The organism is Luteimonas campi, from assembly GCF_051162505.1.
In the GTDB taxonomy this organism is placed as follows: Bacteria; Pseudomonadota; Gammaproteobacteria; order Xanthomonadales; family Xanthomonadaceae; genus Luteimonas.
On record NZ_JBNWEM010000001.1, the window covers coordinates 951776 to 974870 of the forward strand.

Here is a 23095-nt window from a genome sequence, read left to right on the forward strand (position 1 = left end):
GGTTGGGTGCGCCTGCGTGAACTGCGCACGTGTCCCCCGTGCACGCCGCATGCGGTCGCGCCCTCTGGCACGCGGCGCGCGTCAGCTCACGCCTGCCGCCTGCGCCCTCGCCAGCAGCGCGGGCACGCCGGCCGCGATCTCCCGCGCTAGGAAACCGGGGCCGCCCCGGCCCGGGAGCTTCGCCGCCGCGCGCGCGTGCAGCCACACGCCCCAGCAGGCCGCCTGCGCCGGCGCGGCACCGCGCGCGCACAGCCCGCCGATCAGCCCGGCCAGTACGTCGCCGGATCCCGAGGTGCCAAGCCCGGGCGGACCGTTGCGGTGCAGCCACACGCCGCCCGACGCATCCGCGATCCAGGTGTCGGCCGACTTCAGGACGACCACGAGATTCCACGCGCGTGCGAACGCCGCCGCCAGCCGCGGCGCGTGCGCGGCGACGCTGGCCTCGTCGCAGCCGAGCAGCGCGGCCATCTCGCCATGGTGGGGCGTGACGATGGCGGCCGGGCGTCCGCGCAGGCGATGCCAGGCGCGCAGCAACGGCAGATCGAGCGCGCCCGCATCCAGCACGACGGTACCCGCCAGACGCGGCAGCAGGCGCCCGGCAAGCGCGTGCAGCGCCACGCTCTTTTCCGTTCCCGGCCCCAGCACCAGCGCATCCGCGCGCGCCGCGACCGTGGCCAGCCACCGGCCCCCGCTGGCGAGGCCGCCGTCGGCTGCCTCGGACAGGCCGAGCACGCGCGCTTCCGGCACGGCGATGGCGAGCGCGGGTGCGGCACCGGCGGCGACCGCCAGCTGCAGCTTGCCCGCACCCGCGCGCAGCGCCGCTTCACCGGCCAGCCGGACCGCGCCGGCGAGATCGCGCTGGCCGCCCACGACCAGCACGCGGCCGCGCTGCTCCTTGCCGCCACCCTGCGGCTGGTCGGGCAGCGGCCAGGCACGCAGCATCGCGGCGCCGATCGTCTGCGCCCCCGCCGCACCGCGCGGCCCTCGCCGCCTCACCTCGGGCCTGCCGGCACATCGGCGGCCTCGGTCACCGCTGCACCGGCTTCGAGCAGCGGAAGTTCCATGTTCGCCACTTCGAGACGGAATCGCGCGTCGGGCGCGCCACGGTCGATGGCGTAGGTGGTGACCGAACAGTTGGGCACGTCGGCCTGGCGGTCGATGCCCAGGATCTCGGCCTCGTCCATGCACTCGAGCAGGTAGCGGAAGCAGTTCACGATCACCTGGTGCGCCACGATCAGCACCCGTTCGCCCACGTAATCGCGGCGCAGCACTTCGGTCAGGCTGCGCAGGCGCAGGATCACATCGCACCAGCTTTCGCCACCGGGCGGGCGGAAATAGAACTTGCCCACGCTGGCGCGCTGCGCGGCCAGTTCCGGGAAGGTCGCGCGGATGCCGGCGGTGGTGTAGCCGTCGAGCACGCCGAACTCCTTCTCGCGCAGGCGCTCGTCCACCAGCACCTCGTCGCCGGGCGTGCCCAGCGCCCGCGCCACCGCCTCCATGGTCTGGCGCGAGCGCACGAAGGGCGAACTCATCAGCGTGGTCGGTTGCATCCCGCGCGGCAGGCGCGCGAACCAGTCGCCCAGCGCCCGGGCCTGCTCGCGCCCAAGGTCGGACAGCGGCGTGTCCGCGTCGCGGGTTTCCAGGTCGATCAGGTGGTGCGCCGCCAGCTCGGCGCGATCGCGCGCGACATTGCCGGCGCTCTGGCCGTGCCGCACGATCCAGAGCCGGTCGGGCCAGTCGGTGTGGCGGAGTCGGGCCATGCTGCCTCGCGAACCGGGCGCGCCAGCGTTACCGCCGGGGCGTCAAAAGCGTGCGAATCGGCATGCCGCCACGCTCATTGCCCGCCATCGCCCTGCAGCACCTGCCGCAGCGGGGCGAGGTCGGCAGCCGACACCGGACGTACCGCGCGCGCAAGTTCCTCGCCCTGGCGCAGCACCAGCACGGTAGGCCACAGCTTCACTCCGAACGAGCGGCCTAGCGGCTTGCCGCGCCCGTCCTCGACCTTGACGTGGATCACGTCACCGGCGCCGTCCAGCAATGCGCGCAGCGCGGGCTGCGCGGCCTGGCAGTGTCCGCACCAGGGCGCCCCGAACTCCAGCAGCACCAGGTCGGGCGCCGCGTCGATGTCCGTCCGCGCCGGCTCGACCACTTCATAGTCGGAGCGGTAGCTCACGACGGCGCCCGCAGCGCACGCTCGATGTCCTCCAGCGGCGCATTGGTCAGGGTCTTGGACACCTCGAGCAGCAGTCGCGCCTGCACCTCCTTGTGCAGCAGGGGGCGCATGCGTCCGAGCGTGGTGGGGTCGGCCGCCACCACCAGGTGCTGGTACTGGTGCTTGAGCGCGCCCTCGTTGAGCGCCAGCGCCAGCTGCTTGGCGAAGGTCGCCTCGTCGATCTGCTGCCCCGTCGATTCGCCCGGCATGCTGCCGGCCGGGCCATCGTCGTCCATGTTCATCAGTTCGCGCAGTTCCACCTGGTGCAGGGCGAGCGCGCGCTCGTCGCCCCGGTTGCGGAACAGGCGCGCGCCGCCGCCGTCGGCCACGACCACCAGGGTGTCGGAAGGAATCAGGGCCATGCTGTCTCCATGATGCGGATCGGACAGCCACCATCTCCGAGTCGCCATCAAGGCCGCGTGACCCGGGCCTTCAGTCGCCCTGCTTTCCGTCCTCCACGCCTTCGGCGTCCGCATCGGGCGGCGCGTGCCGCTGGGCGCCGCCTTCGTGCCTCGGCATGCGGTCCTTGCCGAACGGAGAAAAACTGTTGCGATCGCCGCTGCCGTGCGGGTACTCGCGCTGCTCGCGCTCCGGCAGGTCGCCCTGCCCGGCCGAGGATGCGTCATCGTGCTTGCGGTTCATCGCCAACTCCTGGCCGCGTACGGCCGCTGTCAGTCCTGCCGTGGCCGCCGGTCCGGTGCGCGATCGGGACCGCTGCCCGGATCCTGTCGCGGCTGCTGGCCGGGCTGCTGTCCCGGCGCCTGGCGTTCGGGATTGGCCGGATGCGGATCCTCCCGCCGCGGCGGTTCCTGCTCCAGGCCGTTGTCGTCGTGTCGGGGCCTCATGCGCGTCTTCCTGCGGACTCGATGCGCCGCACGTTGCGCTGCCCGCCATGCAGGGCACGTGACGGCACGGCGCCGCTCAGGCCTGCGGCCGCGACTCGGCCTTGGGTTCGGCGACTTCCTGGCCGGCCTCGGCGCGACCGGACATCTCCGCACCCGCGTCCGGCGCCAGCTTGCGCATCTGCAGCACCGACACCAGCGAGACCAGCCCCACGGTCAGGAACGCGAACGTGAAGTTGATCGGCGCATCGTCGCCGGCTCCGGTCAGGCTGCCGGCGACGCTCAGCGCGAAGCCGCCCAGGGTCACGCCCAGGGCCAGCGACAGCTGCTGCATCATCGCGGCCAGGCTGCTGGCCTGGCTCAGGCGCGACGGGTCGATGTCGGCGTAGGCGATGGCATTGATACTGGTGAACTGCAGCGAACGCAGGAAGCCGCTGGTCAGCAGCACGCCCACCATCAGCGGATAAGGCGTATCCGCGCGGAACAGGCCGAAGCCGCACAGCATCAGCGATGCCAACAGGCCGTTCCACACCAGCACCGGCCGGAAGCCGAAGATCCGCAGGATGCGCGGCGCCACCACCTTCATCAGCATCGCGCCGGCGGTCGAAGTGAAGGTCACCAGGCCCGACTCCAGCGGATCGAGGCCGAAGCCCAGTTGCAGCATCAGCGGCAGCAGGAACGGCGTGGCCCCGATGCCGATGCGGAACAGCGAACCGCCCAGCACGCCGGCGCGGTAGGTCGGCACGCGCAGCAGGTCCAACCGCAGCAGCGGGTGCGGATGCCCGGCTGCGTGGCGCACATAGAGCGCGAGCAGGCCGGCGCCCAGCAGCATCGATGCGGCCAGCGCCAAGCCCGGCACCAGCCCCCGGCCGATCGCCGACAATCCGAACATCGCCAACGCCAGGCCGCTCGCGGAAAGCAGGAAGCCGCGCCAGTCCAGCGGCCCCACCGGCTGGCGCAACATCGGGATGTGCCGCCAGGCCAGCCACATGCCCAGCAGGCCCATCGGGATATTGATCAGGAAGATGAATCGCCAGTGCGTGTAGGTGGTGATCGCGCCGCCCAGCACCGGGCCCAGCATCGGCCCGAGCATCGCCGGCACGGTCAGCCAGCTGAGCGCCCGCACCAGTTCGGACTTTTCCACGCTGCGCAGCAGCACCAGCCGCCCGACCGGCACCATCATCGCCCCACCCACGCCCTGCACGAAGCGCCCCGCCACCAGCTCGCCCAGCCCGTCGCTGGCCGCGCAGCCCAGGGAGCCGAGCAGGAACACGCCGATCGCGCCCATGAACACCGGCTTGGCGCCGAAGCGGTCGGCCACCCAGCCGCTGACCGGGATGAAGATCGCCAGCGCCAGCATGTAGGTGGTCAGCGCCAGCTTCAGCGCCACCGGCTCCACGCCGAGGTCCGCCGCGATCTGCGGCAGGGAGGTGGAGATCGCCGTGGAATCCATGTTCTCGATGAACAGGGCGGTGGCGATGATCAGCGGAAGCAGGCGTTGTGGCGACAAGACTCGAAGACGATGGCACGGCGCGCTAGTGTGCCCTCACCGGCGGGTGGCGTGGCGTGAGCGCTGCTGCGCCGCGTAGACGGGCACCACGGGCATCGGCCCGCATTCGTCGGCCGCCTTCACGGCATCGCCACGGCGGAAACGTAGATTTGCGGGTCCACCCCCACTGCGCGGAGCGCGATTGGACACTCCGCGAGAAGCGCCGCGCGACGACGCCTTGGGCGCCACGCTGCGCCTCTACGAAACCGTGCTGCGGGCCGTTCCCGACCTGCTGTACGTGTTCGATCTGCAGCACCGCTTCATCTATGCCAACGATGCCCTGCTCACGATGTGGGGCCTGGAATGGGAGCAGGCGCGAGGGAAAACCTGCCTGGAACTCGGCTACGCGCCCTGGCATGCGGCCATGCACGACGAGGAGATCGATCGCGTCGTGGCGACCCGCAAGCCGATCCGCAACGATGTGCCGTTCCATCACAGCACGCTGGGCTGGCGCGTCTACGACTACATCTTCATCCCGGTGCTGGGGCCCGATGGCGAGGTCGAGGCCGTGGCCGGAACCACCCGCGACATCACCGAACGCAAACAGCAGGAAGTGGCATTGCGCCGTAGCGAACAGAGACTCAGCGCCATCGTCGACGCCAGTTCGGACCTGATCTACCGGCTGTGTCCGGGCTGGCAGGAACTGGAGATCGTCGGCGGCCGCGCGGTCACCGACCTGCCGCGCGGCCGCGCCATCGCGTGGTCGGCCGACCGCATCCATCCCGACGACCGCGATCGCGCCCTCGAGGCCATGCAGCGCGCGCGCCAGACGCTCACGCCCTACCAGTCGCAGCATCGCGTGACCCTGCGCGCCGGCGAATGGACCTGGATCGAGTCGCGCGCGGTGCCGGTGCACGGCGACGACGGGAACGTGGTCGAGTGGTTCGGCGCGGCCACCGACGTCACCCAGCGCGTGCGCCACGAAGAACACCTGCGGCTGATGGTCGACGAACTCAACCACCGGGTGAAGAACACCCTGGCGATCGTGCAGTCCCTGGTGGCGCAGACGCTGCGCAACTGCGCCGACGGCGCCCAGGCCACCGCGCTGATCGAATCGCGGCTGCGCACCCTCGCCACCACCCACGACATGCTGACGCGCGAGAAGTGGGCCGGCGCCTCGGTCGAGGAGATCGTGCGGGTGGCGATGGGCCAGTGCCTGGAGGCCGGCTCGCCCCGCCTCGACGCGCAAGGACCGACGGTGCAGCTGGACCCCCGGCGCGCGGTCGCGCTGTCGATGGCGCTGCACGAGCTGTGCACCAACGCCACCAAGTACGGCGCCCTGTCCGTGGCCGAAGGCAGGGTCCGCATCCACTGGAGCCTGGAGGACGAGGCCGCTGGCGCGCGGCTGCTGCTGGAGTGGCGCGAGAGCGGCGGGCCGCCGACCCGTCCGCCGGAGCGCGGGGGATTCGGCACCCGCCTGCTGCAGCGCGGCCTGCAGCACGATCTGGGCGGAAAGGTCATACTCGATTTCAACCCGGAGGGCCTGCGCTGCCGTATCGACGCGCCCCTCCCCAACGCACAGGACCCCACATGACGCGCCGGGTATTGCTGGTCGAGGACGAATCGCTGCTGGTGATGGTGCTGGAGGACATGCTGCCCGAGCTCGGTTACGAGGTCGTCGCCTCCGCCCACTCGGTGGCCTCCGCGCTGGAAGCGCTGGAGGCGGACGAGCCGGACATGGCCATCCTCGACGTCAACCTGGGCGGCACGCGGTCCTTCCCGGTCGCCGACGCGCTCGCCATCCGCGGCATTCCCTTCGTGTTCGCCTCCGGCTATGGCGAATCGATCCTGCCCGACCGGCACTCGCACGCGCCGCTGGTGCCCAAGCCCTACGGTCGCCACGAGCTAGCGACCGCGCTTGCGCAGCTGCCACCGCGTCGCGCCATCGACGGCTGAAGGCGCAAGCCGCCGCCGGGCCGACCCGCGCGATCTCGTCGCAGGTTCGATCCCGCAGCCCCCGCGACGCGCGGGAGCCGGGCCGGTACACCGGTGCCTCTCTCACGGCGCACCCGCCGTGCCTGGTTCGCCTCGTGCGAATCCTCACGCGCTCCCATCCATGCCCGGCCGCGCCGCCAGCGCCCGCGCGTCGAACGGCGCATGCACCTTGGCGTCGTTGTCGAAGTAGCAGTACACGTCGCGCGGGGTGCGCGGCACCGGCGTGCGGGAGGCGCGGTGCGCGCCGCGCGGCTGGCCGCCGCGCCGCCAGGCGCGCATGCGGCGCGCCCAGTCGTCCAGCGCATCCTCGCCGTAGCCGCTGACGTAGAGTTCCGCATCGCCGTGCAGGCGCAGGTACATGAAGTCCGCGGTTGCCTCCTCCACCCGCGGCCAGCGCCCGGCGGTATCGGCCACCACCAGGGCCATGCCCCGCGCGCGCAGCATGTCCAGGAACTGCGTGTCGATGAAGCTGTCGTGGCGCACCTCGAAGGCGTGGCGCAGCGGCCCGTGTTCGCGTGGCGTCAGCACCGCCCGTCCCTTCAGGCGACCGGCATCGCGCCCACGCGCCAGCCGCGCCGCGGCCCCGGTGTCGGCCGGCAGCAGGTCGAGGAAGGCCTGCATGCGCGCAGCATCGAAACGCATGCGTTCCGGGAACTGCCACAGGAACGGCCCGAGCTTGTGCCCCAGCGCGAGCACGCCCTGGGCGAAGAAGGTGGCCAGCGCCTGCTCGACGCCGCGCAACTGCAGCATGTGGGTGATGTAGCGGCTGCCCTTGATGGCGAACTGGAAGCCGTCCGGCGTCTCGTCATGCCAGCGTCGGAAGCTGTCCGGGTGCTGCAGCGAGTAGAAACTGCCGTTGAGCTCGATGGTGGAGAAGCAGCGCGAGGCGTATTCGAGCTCGCGCCGCTGCGCGAGCCCGGCGGGATAGAAGTTGCCGCGCCAGCGCGGATAGCGCCAGCCGGAGATGCCGATCCGGATCCGGCCTTCGGCGGTCATGCCCGCCACCGCGCTCGGCCGCGCCATCCGCATGCGCGCCGCCGGAGACCGGCCACGGCCACCTCAGCCGCCGGCCAGCCCCCCGCCCACGCGTCCGGGCAGGGCACCGCCGTCCTCCGCATCCGGATCCTCGAGATCCCCGACCTCGCGATCCAGGCCGGCCGCCGGATCGGGCGCCGGCGCCGGGGCGTCATCCTGCCGTTGCCGCTCGTCGTCCGGCGTCCCGTCCGTCCTGCGCTTGTCCTCTGGCATGTCGCGCTCCTCGCTCTGGAGCGCCGAAGCTATCCCCCGGTCCGTGAAGACCCCGGCCACGCGCGCACGGGCCGGCCGCGGCACCAACGCGCGCATCCGCCACGGTTCCCCCGGCGGGTACGACGGGCGAAGATGCACGGCCGGCCACGTGTGCCGTTTCCTGCGAAGTCCGCCATGACGCCACTCGACAAACCCCTGCGCCGCGAACTCGAGGTCGACGGCGTCGCCTACACGCTGACCCTCGACCCGGAAGGCCTGAAGCTGGTGGAGAAGGGCCGGCGCAAGGGCCTGGTGCTGCGCTGGCAGGATCTGCTCAACGGCGATGCCGCGCTCGCGGCCGCGCTGCAGGCGTCGGTCAAGGCCTGAGCGTCGCCGGCGCGACGTCCCGCTGCAGCCGCCGGTAGGCAGGCAGCAGCGCCGCCGCCCGCGCCACCACGAACACCACGAACGCCGCCCACAAACCGTGGTTGCCCCAGAGCGCCACCGCCGGCCAGGCGCAGAGCAGGAACGTGGCCAACGACAGCAGCGCGGCATTGCGCATCTCGCGCGTGCGCGTGGCCCCGATGAATACGCCGTCGAGCTGGAACGCGGCCACCGACAGCAGCACGTACAGCGCCGCCCACGACAGGTGCGCGCGCGCCGCCTCGCCCACCTCCGGCAGCGTGGTCAGCAGCGCCAGCACCGCGGCGCCCAGCAACGCGATCGCCAGCGCCAGCGCCGCCGCGGTGGCCAGCGCCAGCTCGCTCGACAGCCGCACCACGCGCCGGAACCGCACCGGGTCGCGCGCACCCACCGCGCCGCCGACCAGGGCCTCGGCGACGAAGGCATAGCCATCCAGGAAGAACGCGCTGAACGACACCAGCTGCAGCAGCAGATGGTTGGCAGCCAGGGCAACGTCGCCGAACCGGGCGCCCTGGCTGGCGAACCAGCCGAAGCCGCCCAGCAGGCACAGCGTGCGCAGCATGATGTCGCCATTGGCCGCCAGCATCCTGCGCAGCCGCGCGCGGTCGACCAGGCGCGTCCACGACAGGAACGGCCCCGCATCGGCATGGCGCGCGCGCAGCACCCGCCACAGCAGCAGCGCGGCCACCAGGCACGTGGTCCATTCGGCGATCGCGGTGCCCAGGCCGATGCCGCGCGCGCCCAGGCCCAAAGTGCCGGCGAAATAGACATCGAGCACCGCATTGAGCCCGTTGAGCAGCAGCTGCACCAGCAGCAGGCTGCGACTGTGGCCGAGCCCGATCAACGCCCCGCTGAAGGCATACAGCGCCAGCGCCGCCGGCGCACCCCAGATCCGCGCCTGGAAATAGGCGCTGCCCGCCTCGTCGACCGCGGCGCTCGCGTCCATCAGCGCGAAGTAGGCAGCGCCCAGCGGCCATTGCAGCAGCATCGTGCCTGCGCCCAGCGCCAGCCCCAGCAGCAGGGCCCGCGCCAGCGTGGCGCGCACCTCCGCCTCGTCGCCGGCACCGTCGGCCTGGGCCACGAAGCCGGTGGTGCTCATGCGCAGGAAGCCGAAGCTCCAGTAGATGAAATTGAACAGCAGCGCACCGAGCGCGAGCGCGCCCAGGTCGGAGGCACCGCCGTAATGGCCGATCACCGCAGTGTCGACCAGGCCCAGCAGGGGCACCGAGGCATTGGCCAGGATGACCGGCCAGGCCATGCGAGCGATGCCGGTCCGGGTGAGGGAAGGGAACTGGGCCGTGGATGACTGCATCGGCACCATGATGCCGCAGGGCGCGCGACGCCTGTCGCGAACGCGGGTGCGCGTCGTCGCTCCGGGGACGGGGCCGCCGGGCCGCAGGGACAGAACGCGACCCGGCGGGTAGCCTCAGTCGGCCGACACCGCCAGCTGCGACTGCACCACCTGCCGCAGCTCCTCGACCTGGTAGGGCTTGCGCAGCAGGGGGATGGCCAGCGCATGCGCCTCCCCGGCCACCGACTCGGCGAATCCGCTGCTCAGCACGATCGGCATGCCCGGCCGGCGGCGGCGCACCTCTTTCGCCAGCTCGATCCCGTTGGTGCCGCCGGGCATCATCACGTCGGAGAACACCAGGTCGATCCTGCGGCCATCGGCCAGGGCGCCCAGCGCGGATTTCGCGTTGCGCGCATGCACCACCTCGCAGCCGATGTCGCGCAGCATCTCCTCGACCAGGGTCGCCACCTCGAGATCGTCTTCCACCAGCAGCACGCAATGGCCCGACACGGCGACCGCCGCCTCAGCGCGCTGCGCCGCCGGTGCGGGCGCATCCAGCGCCTGGTGCGAACGCGGCAGCAGCAGGCTGATCGCCGTGCCCTTGCCCACCACCGAGTCGATCAGCACCTGGCCACCGGACTGCTTGGCGAAACCGTAGACCTGCGCCAGGCCCAGGCCCGACCCCTTGCCCACGTCCTTGGTGGTGAAGAACGGTTCGAACACGCGCGCCTTGACCTCGTCGGACATGCCCGAGCCTGTATCGCGCACCGTCAGCCGCACCATCTCGCGGCCGTGCTCGTCGGGGGCTTCGGTCTTGTTCTCCGCGGCGATGGTGATCCTGCCGCTGCCGTCCATCGCATCGCGCGCGTTGACCGCCAGATTGAGGATGGCCAGCTCGCACTCGCCGGCATCCACGAACACCGGCCACAGGTCCGGGGACAGGCTCACGTCCACCTGCACATCGCCGCGCAGGCTGCGGTCGAGCAGCTCGCTCATGTTGCCGATCAGCCGCGGCAGCGACACCACTTCGGCGCGTACCGCATGGCTGCGCGAGAAGGTCAGCAGCTGGCGGGTGAGCGCCGCGCCGCGCTCGGAGGCCTGGCGCATCGCGGCCATGTAGCGCGCGCGGCGTACCGGGTCTTCCTGCCGTTCGAGCATGTCCACGCCCGCGTTGATGACCATCAGCAGGTTGTTGAAGTCGTGCGCGACGCCGCCGGTCAGCTGGCCCAGCGCCTCCATCTTCTGCGCGTGCCGCAACGACTCCTCCACCCGCGCGCGCTCGGCCATCTCGTCGCGCAGGCGCATGTTCACATCGCGCAGCTGCACCGTGCGGCTCTGGACCTGGCCCTCGAGCGTGCTGGCCGCGGACTCGAGCGCCTCCAGCAGGTCGCGCACTTCCAGCTGTCGGCCACGCGCGCGCAGCGCGGCGCGCAGCACGCTGACCAGGGTGATCGGCTGTACCGGCCGCTCGATCAGGGCCACGTTGCCCATGCGCTGGACCTGCCGTTCGCGCCAGGCGGCCAGGCGGGGATGGTCGCGCCCGCTGGTGAGCATCACGAAAGGCAGGTCCGACCAGGGCGGTTGCCGTGCCACCCACGCAGCCAGTTCGTCGGAAGACTGGCCGATCAGGCCCTCTTCGGCCACGAACACCGCCGCCGCGTCGCCCAGTCCCGCGACGAGGTCGGCATAGCCGCCGCACACGCGCGTGGCGATGCCGGCCTGCTGCAGCAGGATGCAGGCCGCGCTCGCGTCGCGCCCGGTGGGCGCGAACACCAGCACCAGCGGCGGCGCGGCCTCAGGGGCCGTCACGGGTGGCGTCGCGCAACAGCGGCTCGCCGCTGCCGGTATAGACGGGATGACCGGCGAGCACGCCGCTGAACTCCTGCAGCGGCGGGCCCAGCACCAGGCCGCGCGGCCCCAGCTTGAACTCGCGGATGGTCTGCTCGTGGTATCCGCTGCGCTTCTTCACCACCGACAGCGCGCGTCGCACCATGCCGGCATGCTCGAAGTAGCGCAGCATCAGCACCGCGTCGCTCAGGTAGCTGATGTCCAGCGGGGTTTCGGCCGGGCCGACCATGCCGTGCTGTGCCAGCACCAGGATGGTCACCACGCCCTGCTGCGCCAGGTAGGTCAGCAGCTCGTGCATCTGCAGGATCAGGAAGCGTCCGTCCGGCATGGCGTTGAGATAGCCGTTGAGGCTGTCGATCACCACCACCCGCGCGCCGTCCTGCTCCACGCGCCTGCGCACGATCGCGGCGAACTCCCCCGGCGACATCTCGGCCGGGTCGATCTGCTGGAACACCACCAGCCCGTCGTCGATCGCGCTGGGCAGGTCCAGGCCCAGCGCCCTGGCGCGTGCGTCGATGGTGCCGCGGCCCTCGTCGAAGGCGAAGATCGCGCTGCGCTCGCCGCGGCCGGCGGCTGCGATGGCATAGGTCAGCGCCAGCGAGGACTTGCCCACGCCCGCGGCGCCGATCAGCAGCGCATTGGTGCCACGTTCCAGCCCGCCACCCAGCAGCCGGTCCAGTTCGGCGTTGCCGCTGGGCGTGTAGTCGCCGGAGAACCGGGTGTGGTGTTCCGATGCGACCAGGCGCGGATAGACCTCGATCCCGCCGCGCACGATCTTCATGTCGTGGAAGCCGGCGCGGAACTCCATGCCGCGCATCTTGATCACGCGCAGCCGGCGGCGCTCGGCGCCGTAGTCGATCACCAGCTGCTCCAGCATCACCACCCCGTGCGAGATCGAATGCAACTGCAGGTCGTTCTGGTGCGAGGTCATGTCGTCCAGCAGCACCACCGTGCAGCTGCGGCTGGCGAAGAACTGCTTGAGCGCCAGCACCTGGCGACGGTAGCGCAGCGGATTCTGCGCCAGCAGGCGCAGCTCCGACAGGCTGTCGATCACCAACCGGCTGGGATTGAGGCTGCTGACGCGCTCCAGGATCATGCGCGTGGTTTCGCCGAGCTCCAGTTCAGCGGGATGCAGCAGGGTGATCTCCTGGGCCTGGTCGAGCAGGGTTTCGGCCGGCACCAGTTCCACGATCTCCACCCCGGTGAGGTCCCAGCCGTGGCGCTGCGCCACCAGTTCGAGTTCGCGCTTGGTCTCCGACAGGGTGACGTAGAGCACCGGCTCGCCGCGGCGCGCGCCCTCGAGCAGGAATTCCAGCGCCAGCGTGGTCTTGCCGGCGCCGGGGCGGCCTTCGTAGAGATACATGCGGTCGGCATCCAGCCCGCCGCCGAGGATGTCGTCCAGGCCGGCGTTGCCGGTGGACACACGCCGCGGATCGGGGTCGTTCGGAACTTGCTGGGCTGGCATCTGGCCTACCTTCCAGTGTCTTGTGGCGATCGTCGTTTGAGTGGGACGGGCATCCGCTTCAGCCCGCCTGTACAGGTTTGTGTAGAAAACTATGAACGGGCGAATGTGAAGACGAGATGGCGGCGGACGCCCGTTCCGCCACCACGCGCAGGTGTCCGCTACGGTCCCCGACGCGCGCCTACAAGCGTTCCATCCCCATCGCCCGCACCAGCACCTCGTCCTGGCGGAAGCGGCGCTGCAGCTGGAGGCGGTAGGCCGCCCACCAGCCGTGGTCGAGCTGGGTGGCCATCACCTCGACCAGCACGACCTCGTCGCGCTGGACCCGTCCGGCGTCGTCCTCCCAGGCCCCCACCGCCGGGGCGCGCACGAATGCGGTCACCCCGCCGAACTGGTCGGTGAGCTCGTCGCGCACGGCCGCGAACAGCGACCGGTCGAAGGCCTGGCCCTCGTTGTCGCGCAGCGGCAGGAACAGCTGGACCAGATGCATGCGGGAGACCGGTGGCGGTGTGCAGGCAGCATCCCACACCGGGCGTGGCCGCCACGTCGCAGCCGGTTGTGACCACCCGGTGCCGTCGCCGTCGGCGGGCCTGAAGCGCACACCGGCGCGCCATCGCATGGCGAGGTGACAGCCCGTTCACCCGCCAGCGTCCATAAGGCCGCCATGTCCAAGGTCCCGCCCACCCTCGCCGCTGCACTGGCCGCCCTGCTCGCCCTCCCGGGTTGCAGCGACTATCCGCGCGATGCCGACGGATTGACCGGGCAAGCCGCGCAGCAGGGCATGCGCGTGGGCGCCAGCCACGATCCGCCCTGGGTGCGCGTGGTCGATGGCGAGGTGCGCGGCCCGGAGGCGGACCTGATCAGGCGCTATGCCGACGCCCACGGCTACCGGCTCACCTGGCTGCCCGGCAACCACGACGCGCTGATGGGCGACCTGGAACGGGCGCGCCTGCATGCGGTGATCGGTGGACATCATCCCGACTCGCCCTGGAAGCCGAAGGTCGGCTGGTCGCGGCCACTGGCGCTGCGCGCCTCGGCCGATGGCCCGATGCCCGAGCGCCGCGTCGCGCTGCCGCCGGGTCAATCCGCCTGGCACCTGGGCTTCGACCGCTACCTGGTCGAGCGCGAGGGCGCGCAATGAGCGTCGGCACGCGGCCGCCCCCGCGCGAACTCCCCGCCGCGCAGCGCGACGCCCTGCGCCGTGCGGAACGCCTGTGCCGGTGGACGCTGCTGTGGATGAGCCTGGTCTCGGCGCTGATGTTCTTCTCGATGGGCGGCTCCCAGGCGATGAAGACCGCGCTGATCGAGGATCTGCTCAGCCTGGTCCCGCCGGTCGCCTTCCTGGTCGCCAGCCGCTTCCGCCGCAAGGGCGTGGACGCCGACTACATCACCGGTCGCGAGCGCGCCTTCGACGTCAACTTCCTGATCTCGGCCGTGGCGCTCACCGGCGTGGGGCTGGCGCTGGTCTACGACGGCCTGCACACGCTGCTCACCGCCACCCGGCCCGTGGTGGGCACGGTGGTGGTGGCCGGGCAGGTGCTGTGGCAGGGCTGGATCATGATCGGCGCGCTGCTGGTCTCGGCGATCCCGCCGATCATCCTCGGCCACAAGAAACTCGAACTCGCACGCAGCCTGTCGCTCAAGCCGCTGCACACCGATGCCGACATGGGCAAGGCCGACTGGATGACCGCCGCAGCCGGCATCGCAGGCGTCACCGGCATCGGCTTCGGGCTCTGGTGGGCGGATGCGGTGGCGGCGCTGCTGATCGCGGCCAGCATCCTGCACGACGGCGCCAGCAACCTGCGCGGCGCGGTGCGCGACCTGCACGACGCGCGGCCACAGACGCTCGAACGCGGCGATCCAGATCCATTGCCCGAGCGCCTGTGCGCGGAAATTTCCGCCCTGCCCTGGATGGATGGCTGCACCGTGCGCCTGCACGAGGAGGGCCTGCACCTGTCGGGAATCGTGCTGCTGCACAACCCGAGCCTCACAGCCGCACAGGTGGAGGAAGTGCGCGCGATCGCGCAGGCGGTGGACTGGCGCCTGGACCAGATCGACGTCTCGATCTGCACGCCGCCGGAACGCTGAGCACGGCCTGCGCCGCGTGACGCGCATCACCCGCTGCCGAATGACAGCCGCGCCGTGCTTGCCTACAGTGCGCGCACTGGAACTGCCGACAACGCCATGCCCGTCCGCTTGAGGATTCCGCGCACGTACTGGGCCGACCGTACCATCCTGGCCGTGCTGATCGCCGCGACCGCATGGTTGTCGCTGACCCTCGCGCGTGGCCCGGGCGAACTGTCCGCGATCTGGGTCGGCAACGGCATCCTCACCGGCTGGCTGCTGTCGCGCCGCACGTCGATGTGGCCGGGCTACCTGCTGGTGGCCTTCCTGAGCGAGCTGCCGGCACGCATGCTGGCGGGCGACGCGCCCGGCTATGCGATCGCCATCGCGGCCTGCAACCTGGTGGAGGTGTTGCTGGTGGCCGGTGCGGTGCGCCGCCTGGTACCGGACACACGCGACCCGCGCAGCTGGATGCGCCTGGGCGGCATCGCCACGGCGGCAACGCTCATCGCGTGCACGGTGTCGGGACTGCTCGCCGCCAGCGTGGCCCACGTTCTGCACGCGCAGCCGCTGGTTCCCGCGCTGGCGCGCTGGTTCAGCGCGCACGCGGTAGGCATGGTGGTGGTGGCGACCACCACCCTGGTGGCGCATCGCGAAGGCCTGGGCCTGTTCGTCGCCCGCCACCGGCGCTGGAACCTGGTCGGCCCGTTGACGCTGGTGGCCGCGGTGGGCGCGGCTGCGTTCGCCACCGACCTGCCGGTGCTGTTCCTCACCTATCCACCGCTGCTGCTGGTGGCCGTGCGCCATCGCTTCGCCGGCGCCGGGCTCGGCGTGATCACGCTGGCGCTGGTGGGGGCGATCGCCACCAGCCAGGATTTCGGCCCGTTCGCGCGGGAGTACCTGGACAGCGGCGAGCGCATCGCGCTGCTGCAGCTGTTCATCGCCGGCGCCTGCCTGCTGACGATTCCGGTGGGCCTGGCGACGGCCGAACGCGACCGCCTGGCCGCCAGCCTGCGCGACAGCGAGCGCCGCTACCGCATGCTGGCCGACTATTCGCACGACGCCATCGTGCGCATCGGCGCCAGTGGCGAACGCGCCTACGTCTCGCCTTCCGCCTCCGAGATGGTGGGCTGGCGACCGGAGGAACTGCAAGGTTCGCACTGGGACGTGGTGCACCCCGACGACCGCGAACTCCAACAACAGTCGATGCGCCAGGCCTTCCTGTCGGACGAGCCCCGTACCGACATCTACCGCCTGCGCCACCGCGACGGCCACGACATCTGGATCGAGGCGGTGTCGCGGCGCGTGCCGGCCGACGGGGACGGCGGTTACGACCTGATGATCACCGCGCGCAACATCAACCGCCGTGTCGCCGCCGAGCAGGCGCTGGCCGAAAGCCGGCGCGAACTGGAGCGCCAGTCGCGCGTGGACGCACTGACCGAGCTGCCCAACCGCCGCCAGTTCGACGAGCGCCTGGACCTGGCGCTCAAGCGCGTGCACCGCCACCACGTGCCGATCGCCCTGCTGTGCCTGGACCTGGACCGCTTCAAGGCGATCAACGACGGCTACGGCCATGCCGCGGGCGACGCGGTGCTGCGGGGATTTGCGAGGCGGCTGTGCGACAGCGTGCGCGAGACCGACCTGGTCGCGCGCCTGGGCGGCGACGAGTTCGTGATCCTGCTCGAGGACGTGCCGCGCGGCGGCGCCGAGGCGGTCGCCCGCAAGGTGATCGCGTCCATGGTCGAGCCGATGGATGCCGGCGGCCAGCCCCTGCAGTTGGGCACCAGCATCGGCGTGGCCTGCACCGACCGGCCGGTGGATGCCGCAACTCTGGTCGCGAAGGCGGACGCGGCGCTGTACGTGGCCAAGCACGCCGGACGCAACTGCTACCACATCGCGGATTGAACTCCGGCAGGCGCAAGCGCGCGGGCGATCGCGAAGGCGGTCGGGCGACAAACGTCAGGAACTACTCAGCAGACAAAGCGGTCGCGCGGGAGGAGGCACGCTCCCGCAGCGCCGACACCGCCCCAGGCGGCGGCGTCAGCGCGACTCGAGCACCCTGCCTTCCTCGTCCACGCCATAGACGCGGCCGCTCTCGCCCGCCTGGTACAGCGTGCCTTCGGGGCGACGCGGCGGCTGGTCGCGTTCCTGGCGACGGGCCTGCCGCGCCGACATGCGCTCGGCCAGGGCCGGAAGCAGCTTGCTCATCGACGTGTTCATGTGCGCCATCGCGCCGACCTTCACTTCGCGGCCGCCCTTCGCCGCGGCGTCCAGGATCGCCTCGGCCACGCGGTGCGGATCGATCAGCGGATCGGGCAGCTTGGGTTCGCGGTCGAGGTAGTTGCGGGCATGCTGCGGATAAGGTGTGTTGGTGGCCGTGGGCTGCACCAGCACGATGTCTAGGTCTTCCTGGTCCACGCGCACCTGCTCCACCCGCAGCGCGTCGGTGAAGCCCTTCACCGCGTGCTTGGACGCCGAGTACATGCCCTGCAGCGGAACGACCGCGTCGGAGACCTCGCTGCCGACGTTGACCAGCACGCCGCGCGACTCGCGCAGCGCCGGCAGCGCGGCGAGCGAGCCGTTGACCAGGCCCCAGAAGTTGATGTCGAACAGGCGCCGGCTGTCTTCTTCCGACACCTCGTCGAGCCGGCCATAGATGGCCACGCCCGCATTGTTTACCCAGGTATCGATGCGGCCGTGCGCGGCCAGCATCTGCGAAACCGCCTGCTCCACCTGTTCACGGCTGGACACATCGCAGGCGATCGCGCGGGCGCGGCCGCCTCCGGCTTCGATCGCCTGCACCACATCCTGCAGCGTGGCGGCGCTGCGGGCCAGCAGCACCACCGTGGCGCCGCGTTCGGCCGCCAGCAGCGCCGTGCACAGGCCTATGCCGCTGCTGGCGCCGGTGATGACGATCACCTGCTGGTCGAGGGCCTTGTGCTTCATCGCGCGCTCCTTGCCGATCGCCGTGGGTGGGCGAGCATCGCAGGCTGCCGGTGAAGCGACCGTCGTGCGCCGCGTACGGGATTCGCGACCCGGGCCGGTCCCGACAGCGGCGCGTGCATGCCCCGCCCCGGTCCATTCGAAGCGCCCCGCACCGGGCCGGGTCGCAACCCCGCCCTACACGCGCGCTACCAGATCAGGTCGTCCGGCACCTTGAACTGCGCGTAGTAGGCATCGTCCTCGTCGCTGGAGGCGGCCGGTTCGCCCGGCTGGCCATGGTCCAGCACGATCATCGCCGCATCGCGTGCGCGCACCTGGTCGGCGGCCACCCGCGGCAGCAGCGTATAGCCGTCGCCGCTGTCGGCGATCACCAGCGCCCCGGCGGCCAGCTTGCGCCGCAGGTCCTCGTCGACCAGCACGCTGCGGATCGCACCCGCGGCGGTGAAGCGGTACTCGACCTCGCCGCCGTGCGCCACCCGCCGGTCGCGGATGATCTGCAGGGCCTGAGCGCGCAGTTCCTTCGCCCGTGCCTGCTCGCGCCGCTGCGCTTCCAGCGCGCGGTCGCGCTCGGCCTTCTCCGCGCGCGCGCGCTGCGCCTCCAGCTCGATCTCGTTGGGTCCGGCGGCGGCCTTGGCGTGGCGGGCCAGGTGCTGCTCGCGCGCCACGGCCGAGACCTTGGACTTCTTGACCAGCCCGGCCTTGAGCAGTTGTTCCTGCAGTGGATTGCCTTTGGCCATGGGACGCGGCGCCATGCACGAGGGGCGCCCATGATAGCGGGCAGCCGGCAGGTCGCCTGCGGGGCGGTTCCGGTCGCGAGGCGTTCGCGCGCGAGCGCGCTCCCACAGCGGCGTTCCGCGGAGCCGACAGCAGTGCTGGCGGAAGCGAGCCTGGTCGCGGACGCCCGCCCGCGATCGCCCCACAAGCCTGGCGGCGGGTGGAAGACGCCTCAGCTGCGCAGCTTCAGCGCCGGCGTCTCGTCGAGCGTGCCGTCCTCCAGGATCACCACGAAGCGGCTGCCGTCCTGGTCGAACACCACCGGGATCGGCGCCTGGAACAGCGGCCGGCGCACGAAGCCCAGGCGCCAGCGGAAGATCTCCAGCGCCTCCAGCGTGACCAGCTGCGGCGCCGTCAGCCCCGCGCGCAAGGCCTCCGGGGTGGGCGCGACGGCCGGCTTGCGCCGCTCGGGCGTGGAGCGCGGGGGCGGCGCGGAGGGAGCGGATGCCTGCCAGGGACCAACGACGACGGTGGACTGCACGGAACTGGGCAACATGGCGAAGTCTCGGGATGGCCTCTTGGGGGCCGGGCGGTGCGCCGGCGCCCGCAAGGGCGGGCGGGCCAGCGCAGCGACAGCCATGCAATCGGCATGCCACGCGCTCCGCGCCCCGGCGGGACGCGTGGTCAAGTCTTCCGGACGCCGGGTCGCCAACGGCATGGCGGCCGCACGCACAGTGGCTCCACCGGCCACTCCGCGCCGGCAACCAGCCCCGAGGACACCGTCATGACCAGGATCTTCCCCGCCCTGCTGGCCGCCGCGATGGCGGCCACCCTTTCCCCCGCCCAGGCCGCCACGCCGGCTGCCGGCGCCGACGCTGCGCGCGTGAACAACATCGTGCTGGTGCACGGCGCCTTCGCGGACGGTTCCGGCTGGCGCGGCGTCTACGACGCGCTCACCGGCCGCGGCTATCGCGTCACCATCGTGCAGAACCCGCTGACCTCGCTGGCCGACGACGTCGCCGCCACCCGCCGTGCGCTCGACCGCCAGGACGGCCCCGCGATCCTGGTCGGCCACTCCTGGGGCGGCACCGTGATCACCGAAGCCGGCGTGCACGACAAGGTCGCCGGCCTGGTCTACGTCTCGGCGCTCGCGCCCGACCAGGGCGAAACCACGGCCCAGCAGTACGCGGGGTTCGCCGCCACGCCGGAGTTCGTGATCGACGTGCATCCCGACGGCATCGGCTATCTCAACGGCGAGAAGTTCAAGGCCGGCTTCGCGGCCGACGCCAGCGATGCCGACGCCGCCTTCCTGCGCGACTCCCAGGTGCCGATCGCCATGGCCGAATTCGAGGTACCGGTGAAGCACGCCGCCTGGCGCAGCAAGCCCAGCTGGGCGGTGATCGCCACCGAGGACAAGGCCTTCGACCAGGCGATGCTGGTGCACATGGCCGAGCGCATCGGCGCGCAGATCCGCTACGTGCAGGCCAGCCACGCGCTGTACTACACCCGGCCGCAGGCCGTGGCCGAAGCGATCGAGGCTGCGGCGCAGGGCGCGGCCAGCCGCTGAAGCGCCACCCGCGGGCGCCGCGGCGCGGCGTCCGCGGGGCGCGGGATCCGCGCTCACAACGGGGCCACGCGCCTGTTCTAGACTGCCACCACCGCGCGACCGCGGGCCACCGCCGACGCGTGTGGCGCTGCGCGCGCCCCTCCCCGCCCTGCGAGAACGCCGTGGCTTCAGCGCACGCCAGCGACACCCCTGCCGGTCTGGACGCCGCGCGCCAGCAGATCCAGCCGGCCGCAGGCGCGATCCTCGGCACCTGGTCCTGGGACCTCGCCCAGGACCGCCTGAGCGTCGACGAGGCGCTGGCCCAGGCCCTGGGCCTGGATCCCGCACTGCCGCGCGACGACCTGCGCGTGGCCCGGGTGCTTGCGCATGTGCATCCCGACGACGAGCCGGGACTGGCCGCGGCGATCGCCACGGCGATCGCGCGCGGCGGGCGCTACGCGTATCGCTTCCGCGGCCGCGCGGGCGACGGCAGCTATCGCTGGCGGGAGGCGGCGGGCCAGGTCGAACTCGACGCCGACGGCCGTCCGCTGCGTTTTCCCGGCGTGCTGATCGACATCGACCATCGCCGCCGGCTCGAAGCCGAGCGCGACCAGGCGCAGGCCCTGCTGCGTTCCTTCGTCGAGGCGATGCCGGGCGTGCTCTACGCCAAGGACCGCGAGGGCCGGCTGCTGATCGGCAATCGCGGCACCGACGCGCTGCTCGGCCGGTCGCCGGAGGACTACATCGGCCGTACCGATGCCGAACTGCTGTCCGACCCTGCGCAGGCGGCCGCGGTGATGGCCGCCGATGCGCGGGTCATGGCCAGCGGGCAGGCCGAGCAGCTGGAGGAGGAGATCAGTTTCCCGGACGGTCGCCGCGCCTGGTGGCTCTCGACCAAGGCACCGTTGCGCAACGACGCCGGCGAGGTGATCGGCCTGGTCGGCACCTCGCTCGACATCACCGAGCGCCGCATCGCCGAGCAGCACCACCGGGAGATCGAGGAACGCTACCGCCTCGCCGCCCAGGCCACCAATGACGCCATCTGGGATTGGCGCATCGCCGACGGGCACGTGGTCTGGAACGAGGCGCTGCGCACCCGCTTCGGCCACGCCGACCTGGAAACCAGCGCGCAATGGTGGCTGGATCACATCCACCCCGACGATCGCGCACGTATCGACACGGCCATCCATGCAGTCATCGAAGGCCACGACAGCGCATGGACCGGCGAATACCGCTTCCGGCGCGCCGACGGCAGCCATGCGGCGGTGTTCGACCGCGGCACCGTGCTGCGCGGCGCGGACGGCGAAGCGGTGCGCATGATCGGCGCGATGCTCGACCTCACCGAGCGCCAACAGGCCGCCGCGGCGCTGGCCGAGCGCGAGGAGCGCCTGCGCCTGGCGACCGATGCGGGCGACCTCGGCTTCTGGGACGTGGACCTGGTGCACGACCGGCTGATCTGGTCCGAGCGCGTGCGCGAGATGTTCGGCGTCGCGCCCGGTGCGCCGGTGACCATGCACGACTTCTACCGCGGGCTGCACCCCGACGACCTCGACGCCACGAGCGCCGCCCTCGCCGCGGCCGCCGATCCGGCCCGCCGCGCCACCTACGACGTCGAGTACCGCACCGTCGGCAGGCAGGACGGCGTCGTGCGCTGGGTGTCGGCCAAGGGCCGGGGCATGTTCGAGGGCGACCGCTGCCTGCGGATGGTCGGCGTGGCCATCGACATCACCCGCCGCAAGGCCGACGACGCGCGCCTGAAGGAACTCAACGAACGCCTCGAACAGCGCGTGGCCGAGGAAGTCGCCGGGCGCGCGCAGGTCGAGGATGCCCTGCGCCAGGCGCAGAAGATGGAAGCCGTGGGCCAGCTCACCGGCGGCATCGCGCACGACTTCAACAACATGCTGGCCACTGTGATCGGCCCGCTCGACCTACTGTCCGAGCGCATCGCCGAGAGCGACCCGCGCATGAAGCGCTACATCGACCTCGCGCTGGACGGCGCGCAGCGCGCAGCGCAGCTCACCCAGCGGCTGCTGGCGTTCTCGCGCCAGCAGCCGCTGCAGCCGGTGCCGCTGGATTCCAACCGCCTGGTGGCGGGCATGTCCGGCCTGCTCACGCATTCGCTGGGCAAGAGCGTGCAGCTCGAAACCGTACTGGGCGCGGGCACCTGGTGGATCAACGCCGACGAGAACCAGCTCGAAAACGTGATCCTCAACCTCGCGGTCAATGCCCGCGACGCCATGCCCGATGGCGGCCGGCTCACCATCGAAACCGCCAACTGCGACCTAGACCACCGCTACACCGCCGAACACCCGGGCGTGCAGCCCGGCCAGTACGTGCGGATCGCGGTGAGCGACACCGGCGCGGGCATGACGCCGGAGGTGATGGCCAAGGCCTTCGATCCCTTCTTCACCACCAAGGGCGTCGGCCGCGGCACCGGCCTGGGGCTGTCGCAGGTGTACGGCTTCGTCAAGCAGTCCGCCGGCCACGTGAAGATCTATTCCGAACCGGGCCAGGGCACCACGGTCAACGTGTACCTGCCGCGGCTGCTGCGCAGCGCGTTCGACGACGAGCCGGAAGCGGCCGCGCTCGAGGCGTCCGCGCCGCTGGGCGACGCCGGCGAACTGGTGCTGGTGGTGGAGGACGAACCCACGGTGCGCGAGTTCTCGGTGCAGGTGCTGGCCGAGCTCGGCTATCGCGTGCTGGAGGCCGACGGCGCCGACACCGCCCTGCGCCTGCTGGATGCGCATCCGGACATCGTGCTGCTGTTCACCGACGTGGTGATGCCGGGGCTCAACGGCCGCCAGCTCGCCGACCGCGCCTGCGCGGCGCGCCCGGAACTCAAGGTGCTGTTCACCACCGGCTACAGCCGCAACGCCGTCGTGCACAACGGCGTGCTCGACCCGGGCGTGCACCTGATCGGCAAGCCCTTCACCGCCCGCGACCTGGCCCAGCGCGTGCGCGCGGTGATCGACGGATTGCCGCCGCTGCGCTAGCGGGACCCGTCCTCACCGTGTGCCGACCCAGTGGCCCGGACCAGTC

24 protein-coding genes and 1 pseudogene are annotated in these 23095 nt (G+C 71.7%); 9 read left to right on the forward strand and 16 right to left on the reverse strand.

What is annotated here, in order from left to right:
* Window positions 1-81: 81 nt before the first annotated feature.
* The 7 genes from ACQYVW_RS04270 to ACQYVW_RS04300 all read right to left on the reverse strand — a co-directional run bounded on the left by ACQYVW_RS04270 (window position 82) and on the right by ACQYVW_RS04300 (window position 4564).
* Window positions 82-942 (reverse strand): NAD(P)H-hydrate dehydratase, encoded by an 861-nt coding sequence (locus tag ACQYVW_RS04270; RefSeq protein WP_434946138.1) that lies wholly within the window; start codon window positions 940-942, stop codon window positions 82-84.
* A 50-nt stretch (window positions 943-992) separates the two neighbouring features.
* Window positions 993-1760, reverse strand: coding sequence for a histidine phosphatase family protein (locus tag ACQYVW_RS04275; RefSeq protein WP_434946139.1), 768 nt, complete (start codon window positions 1758-1760; stop codon window positions 993-995).
* A gap of 74 nt (window positions 1761-1834) precedes the next feature.
* Window positions 1835-2173: a thioredoxin family protein gene (locus ACQYVW_RS04280; protein WP_434946140.1), complete on the reverse strand. Its 339-nt coding sequence runs from the start codon at window positions 2171-2173 to the stop codon at window positions 1835-1837.
* Window positions 2170-2574 carry a host attachment family protein gene (locus ACQYVW_RS04285; protein WP_434936388.1) on the reverse strand — a complete coding sequence of 135 codons (405 nt, stop codon included), beginning with the start codon at window positions 2572-2574 and terminating at the stop codon, window positions 2170-2172. Before ACQYVW_RS04285 ends, ACQYVW_RS04280 begins: the two co-directional genes overlap by 4 nt.
* 70 nt (window positions 2575-2644) lie before the next feature.
* Entirely contained in the window at window positions 2645-2854 is a 210-nt protein-coding gene (locus ACQYVW_RS04290) for a hypothetical protein (RefSeq protein ID WP_434946141.1), read from the reverse strand.
* Between the two features lie 29 nt (window positions 2855-2883).
* Window positions 2884-3057, reverse strand: coding sequence for a hypothetical protein (locus tag ACQYVW_RS04295; protein ID WP_434946142.1), 174 nt, complete (start codon window positions 3055-3057; stop codon window positions 2884-2886).
* 76 nt (window positions 3058-3133) lie between these two features.
* Complete coding sequence (locus ACQYVW_RS04300; RefSeq protein WP_434946143.1) at window positions 3134-4564, reverse strand: MFS transporter; 1431 nt, start codon at window positions 4562-4564, stop codon at window positions 3134-3136.
* 217 nt (window positions 4565-4781) lie between these two features.
* On the opposite strand from ACQYVW_RS04300, the pseudogene ACQYVW_RS04305 reads away from it, so the two are divergent.
* The 3 genes and pseudogenes from ACQYVW_RS04305 to ACQYVW_RS04315 all read left to right on the forward strand — a co-directional run.
* A pseudogene (locus ACQYVW_RS04305) lies at window positions 4782-5160 on the forward strand (PAS domain-containing protein); the annotation flags it as partial.
* Complete coding sequence (locus ACQYVW_RS04310; protein WP_434946261.1) at window positions 5157-6137, forward strand: sensor histidine kinase; 981 nt, start codon at window positions 5157-5159, stop codon at window positions 6135-6137. The pseudogene ACQYVW_RS04305 and the gene ACQYVW_RS04310, both read left to right, overlap by 4 nt.
* Window positions 6134-6499 carry a response regulator gene (locus ACQYVW_RS04315; protein WP_434936396.1) on the forward strand — a complete coding sequence of 122 codons (366 nt, stop codon included), beginning with the start codon at window positions 6134-6136 and terminating at the stop codon, window positions 6497-6499. The genes ACQYVW_RS04310 and ACQYVW_RS04315 overlap by 4 nt, the downstream gene beginning before the upstream one ends.
* Window positions 6500-6643: 144 nt before the next feature.
* Here the strand turns inward: ACQYVW_RS04315 and ACQYVW_RS04320 are convergent, their stop codons facing one another.
* Window positions 6644-7534 carry a DUF72 domain-containing protein gene (locus ACQYVW_RS04320; protein ID WP_434946144.1) on the reverse strand — a complete coding sequence of 297 codons (891 nt, stop codon included), beginning with the start codon at window positions 7532-7534 and terminating at the stop codon, window positions 6644-6646.
* 63 nt (window positions 7535-7597) lie between these two features.
* Complete coding sequence (locus tag ACQYVW_RS04325; RefSeq protein ID WP_434946145.1) at window positions 7598-7786, reverse strand: hypothetical protein; 189 nt, start codon at window positions 7784-7786, stop codon at window positions 7598-7600.
* Between the two features lie 174 nt (window positions 7787-7960).
* Between ACQYVW_RS04325 and ACQYVW_RS04330 the strand changes: the two genes are divergently transcribed.
* Window positions 7961-8152, forward strand: coding sequence for a hypothetical protein (locus ACQYVW_RS04330; protein ID WP_434935427.1), 192 nt, complete (start codon window positions 7961-7963; stop codon window positions 8150-8152).
* Here the strand turns inward: ACQYVW_RS04330 and ACQYVW_RS04335 are convergent.
* From ACQYVW_RS04335 to ACQYVW_RS04350, 4 genes are all read right to left on the reverse strand, one after another.
* Window positions 8142-9446, reverse strand: coding sequence for an MATE family efflux transporter (locus tag ACQYVW_RS04335; protein ID WP_434946146.1), 1305 nt, complete (start codon window positions 9444-9446; stop codon window positions 8142-8144). The genes ACQYVW_RS04330 and ACQYVW_RS04335 overlap by 11 nt on opposite strands.
* A gap of 168 nt (window positions 9447-9614) precedes the next feature.
* A complete protein-coding gene (locus ACQYVW_RS04340; protein ID WP_434946147.1) occupies window positions 9615-11288 on the reverse strand; it encodes an ATP-binding protein in 1674 nt (557 codons plus the stop codon).
* Window positions 11275-12792 (reverse strand): ATPase domain-containing protein, encoded by a 1518-nt coding sequence (locus tag ACQYVW_RS04345; protein WP_434946148.1) that lies wholly within the window; start codon window positions 12790-12792, stop codon window positions 11275-11277. The genes ACQYVW_RS04340 and ACQYVW_RS04345 overlap by 14 nt, the downstream gene beginning before the upstream one ends.
* 178 nt (window positions 12793-12970) lie before the next feature.
* Window positions 12971-13279: a hypothetical protein gene (locus tag ACQYVW_RS04350; protein ID WP_434946149.1), complete on the reverse strand. Its 309-nt coding sequence runs from the start codon at window positions 13277-13279 to the stop codon at window positions 12971-12973.
* A gap of 174 nt (window positions 13280-13453) precedes the next feature.
* Between ACQYVW_RS04350 and ACQYVW_RS04355 the strand changes: the two genes are divergently transcribed.
* The 3 genes from ACQYVW_RS04355 to ACQYVW_RS04365 all read left to right on the forward strand — a co-directional run bounded on the left by ACQYVW_RS04355 (window position 13454) and on the right by ACQYVW_RS04365 (window position 16758).
* A complete protein-coding gene (locus ACQYVW_RS04355; protein ID WP_434946150.1) occupies window positions 13454-13930 on the forward strand; it encodes a transglycosylase SLT domain-containing protein in 477 nt (158 codons plus the stop codon).
* Window positions 13927-14877 carry a cation efflux transmembrane domain-containing protein gene (locus ACQYVW_RS04360; RefSeq protein WP_434946151.1) on the forward strand — a complete coding sequence of 317 codons (951 nt, stop codon included), beginning with the start codon at window positions 13927-13929 and terminating at the stop codon, window positions 14875-14877. The genes ACQYVW_RS04355 and ACQYVW_RS04360 overlap by 4 nt, the downstream gene beginning before the upstream one ends.
* A gap of 96 nt (window positions 14878-14973) precedes the next feature.
* A complete protein-coding gene (locus ACQYVW_RS04365; protein WP_434946152.1) occupies window positions 14974-16758 on the forward strand; it encodes a diguanylate cyclase domain-containing protein in 1785 nt (594 codons plus the stop codon).
* Between the two features lie 135 nt (window positions 16759-16893).
* Here the strand turns inward: ACQYVW_RS04365 and ACQYVW_RS04370 are convergent, their stop codons facing one another.
* From ACQYVW_RS04370 to ACQYVW_RS04380, 3 genes are all read right to left on the reverse strand, one after another.
* Window positions 16894-17799, reverse strand: coding sequence for an SDR family oxidoreductase (locus ACQYVW_RS04370; RefSeq protein ID WP_434946153.1), 906 nt, complete (start codon window positions 17797-17799; stop codon window positions 16894-16896).
* Window positions 17800-17984: 185 nt separating this feature from the next.
* Window positions 17985-18533 (reverse strand): DUF2058 domain-containing protein, encoded by a 549-nt coding sequence (locus tag ACQYVW_RS04375; RefSeq protein WP_434946154.1) that lies wholly within the window; start codon window positions 18531-18533, stop codon window positions 17985-17987.
* 209 nt (window positions 18534-18742) lie between these two features.
* On the reverse strand, window positions 18743-19066 hold the full coding sequence (locus ACQYVW_RS04380; RefSeq protein ID WP_434935443.1) for a hypothetical protein: 324 nt from the start codon (window positions 19064-19066) through the stop codon (window positions 18743-18745).
* 228 nt (window positions 19067-19294) lie between these two features.
* Here ACQYVW_RS04380 and ACQYVW_RS04385 point away from each other — a divergent pair, with 228 nt between their 5' ends.
* Window positions 19295-20077: an alpha/beta fold hydrolase gene (locus tag ACQYVW_RS04385; protein ID WP_434935444.1), complete on the forward strand. Its 783-nt coding sequence runs from the start codon at window positions 19295-19297 to the stop codon at window positions 20075-20077.
* A gap of 161 nt (window positions 20078-20238) precedes the next feature.
* A complete protein-coding gene (locus ACQYVW_RS04390; protein ID WP_434946155.1) occupies window positions 20239-23049 on the forward strand; it encodes a PAS domain-containing protein in 2811 nt (936 codons plus the stop codon).
* The last annotated feature ends 46 nt before the right edge of the window (window positions 23050-23095 follow it).

What these genes read in the sequence shown, in the direction of transcription:
- ACQYVW_RS04270 (WP_434946138.1), bottom strand. Translation starts at nt 942, where the DNA reads ATGCTGCGTGCCTGGCCGCTGCCCGACCAGCCGCAGGGTGGCGGCAAG.
- ACQYVW_RS04275 (WP_434946139.1), bottom strand. Translation starts at nt 1,760, where the DNA reads ATGGCCCGACTCCGCCACACCGACTGGCCCGACCGGCTCTGGATCGTG.
- ACQYVW_RS04285 (WP_434936388.1), bottom strand. Translation starts at nt 2,574, where the DNA reads ATGGCCCTGATTCCTTCCGACACCCTGGTGGTCGTGGCCGACGGCGGC.
- ACQYVW_RS04290 (WP_434946141.1), bottom strand. Translation starts at nt 2,854, where the DNA reads ATGAACCGCAAGCACGATGACGCATCCTCGGCCGGGCAGGGCGACCTG.
- ACQYVW_RS04295 (WP_434946142.1), bottom strand. Translation starts at nt 3,057, where the DNA reads ATGAGGCCCCGACACGACGACAACGGCCTGGAGCAGGAACCGCCGCGG.
- ACQYVW_RS04315 (WP_434936396.1), top strand. Translation starts at nt 6,134, where the DNA reads ATGACGCGCCGGGTATTGCTGGTCGAGGACGAATCGCTGCTGGTGATG.
- ACQYVW_RS04320 (WP_434946144.1), bottom strand. Translation starts at nt 7,534, where the DNA reads ATGACCGCCGAAGGCCGGATCCGGATCGGCATCTCCGGCTGGCGCTAT.
- ACQYVW_RS04325 (WP_434946145.1), bottom strand. Translation starts at nt 7,786, where the DNA reads ATGCCAGAGGACAAGCGCAGGACGGACGGGACGCCGGACGACGAGCGG.
- ACQYVW_RS04330 (WP_434935427.1), top strand. Translation starts at nt 7,961, where the DNA reads ATGACGCCACTCGACAAACCCCTGCGCCGCGAACTCGAGGTCGACGGC.
- ACQYVW_RS04335 (WP_434946146.1), bottom strand. Translation starts at nt 9,446, where the DNA reads ATGGCCTGGCCGGTCATCCTGGCCAATGCCTCGGTGCCCCTGCTGGGC.
- ACQYVW_RS04345 (WP_434946148.1), bottom strand. Translation starts at nt 12,792, where the DNA reads ATGCCAGCCCAGCAAGTTCCGAACGACCCCGATCCGCGGCGTGTGTCC.
- ACQYVW_RS04350 (WP_434946149.1), bottom strand. Translation starts at nt 13,279, where the DNA reads ATGCATCTGGTCCAGCTGTTCCTGCCGCTGCGCGACAACGAGGGCCAG.
- ACQYVW_RS04355 (WP_434946150.1), top strand. Translation starts at nt 13,454, where the DNA reads ATGTCCAAGGTCCCGCCCACCCTCGCCGCTGCACTGGCCGCCCTGCTC.
- ACQYVW_RS04360 (WP_434946151.1), top strand. Translation starts at nt 13,927, where the DNA reads ATGAGCGTCGGCACGCGGCCGCCCCCGCGCGAACTCCCCGCCGCGCAG.
- ACQYVW_RS04365 (WP_434946152.1), top strand. Translation starts at nt 14,974, where the DNA reads ATGCCCGTCCGCTTGAGGATTCCGCGCACGTACTGGGCCGACCGTACC.
- ACQYVW_RS04370 (WP_434946153.1), bottom strand. Translation starts at nt 17,799, where the DNA reads ATGAAGCACAAGGCCCTCGACCAGCAGGTGATCGTCATCACCGGCGCC.
- ACQYVW_RS04375 (WP_434946154.1), bottom strand. Translation starts at nt 18,533, where the DNA reads ATGGCCAAAGGCAATCCACTGCAGGAACAACTGCTCAAGGCCGGGCTG.
- ACQYVW_RS04380 (WP_434935443.1), bottom strand. Translation starts at nt 19,066, where the DNA reads ATGTTGCCCAGTTCCGTGCAGTCCACCGTCGTCGTTGGTCCCTGGCAG.
- ACQYVW_RS04385 (WP_434935444.1), top strand. Translation starts at nt 19,295, where the DNA reads ATGACCAGGATCTTCCCCGCCCTGCTGGCCGCCGCGATGGCGGCCACC.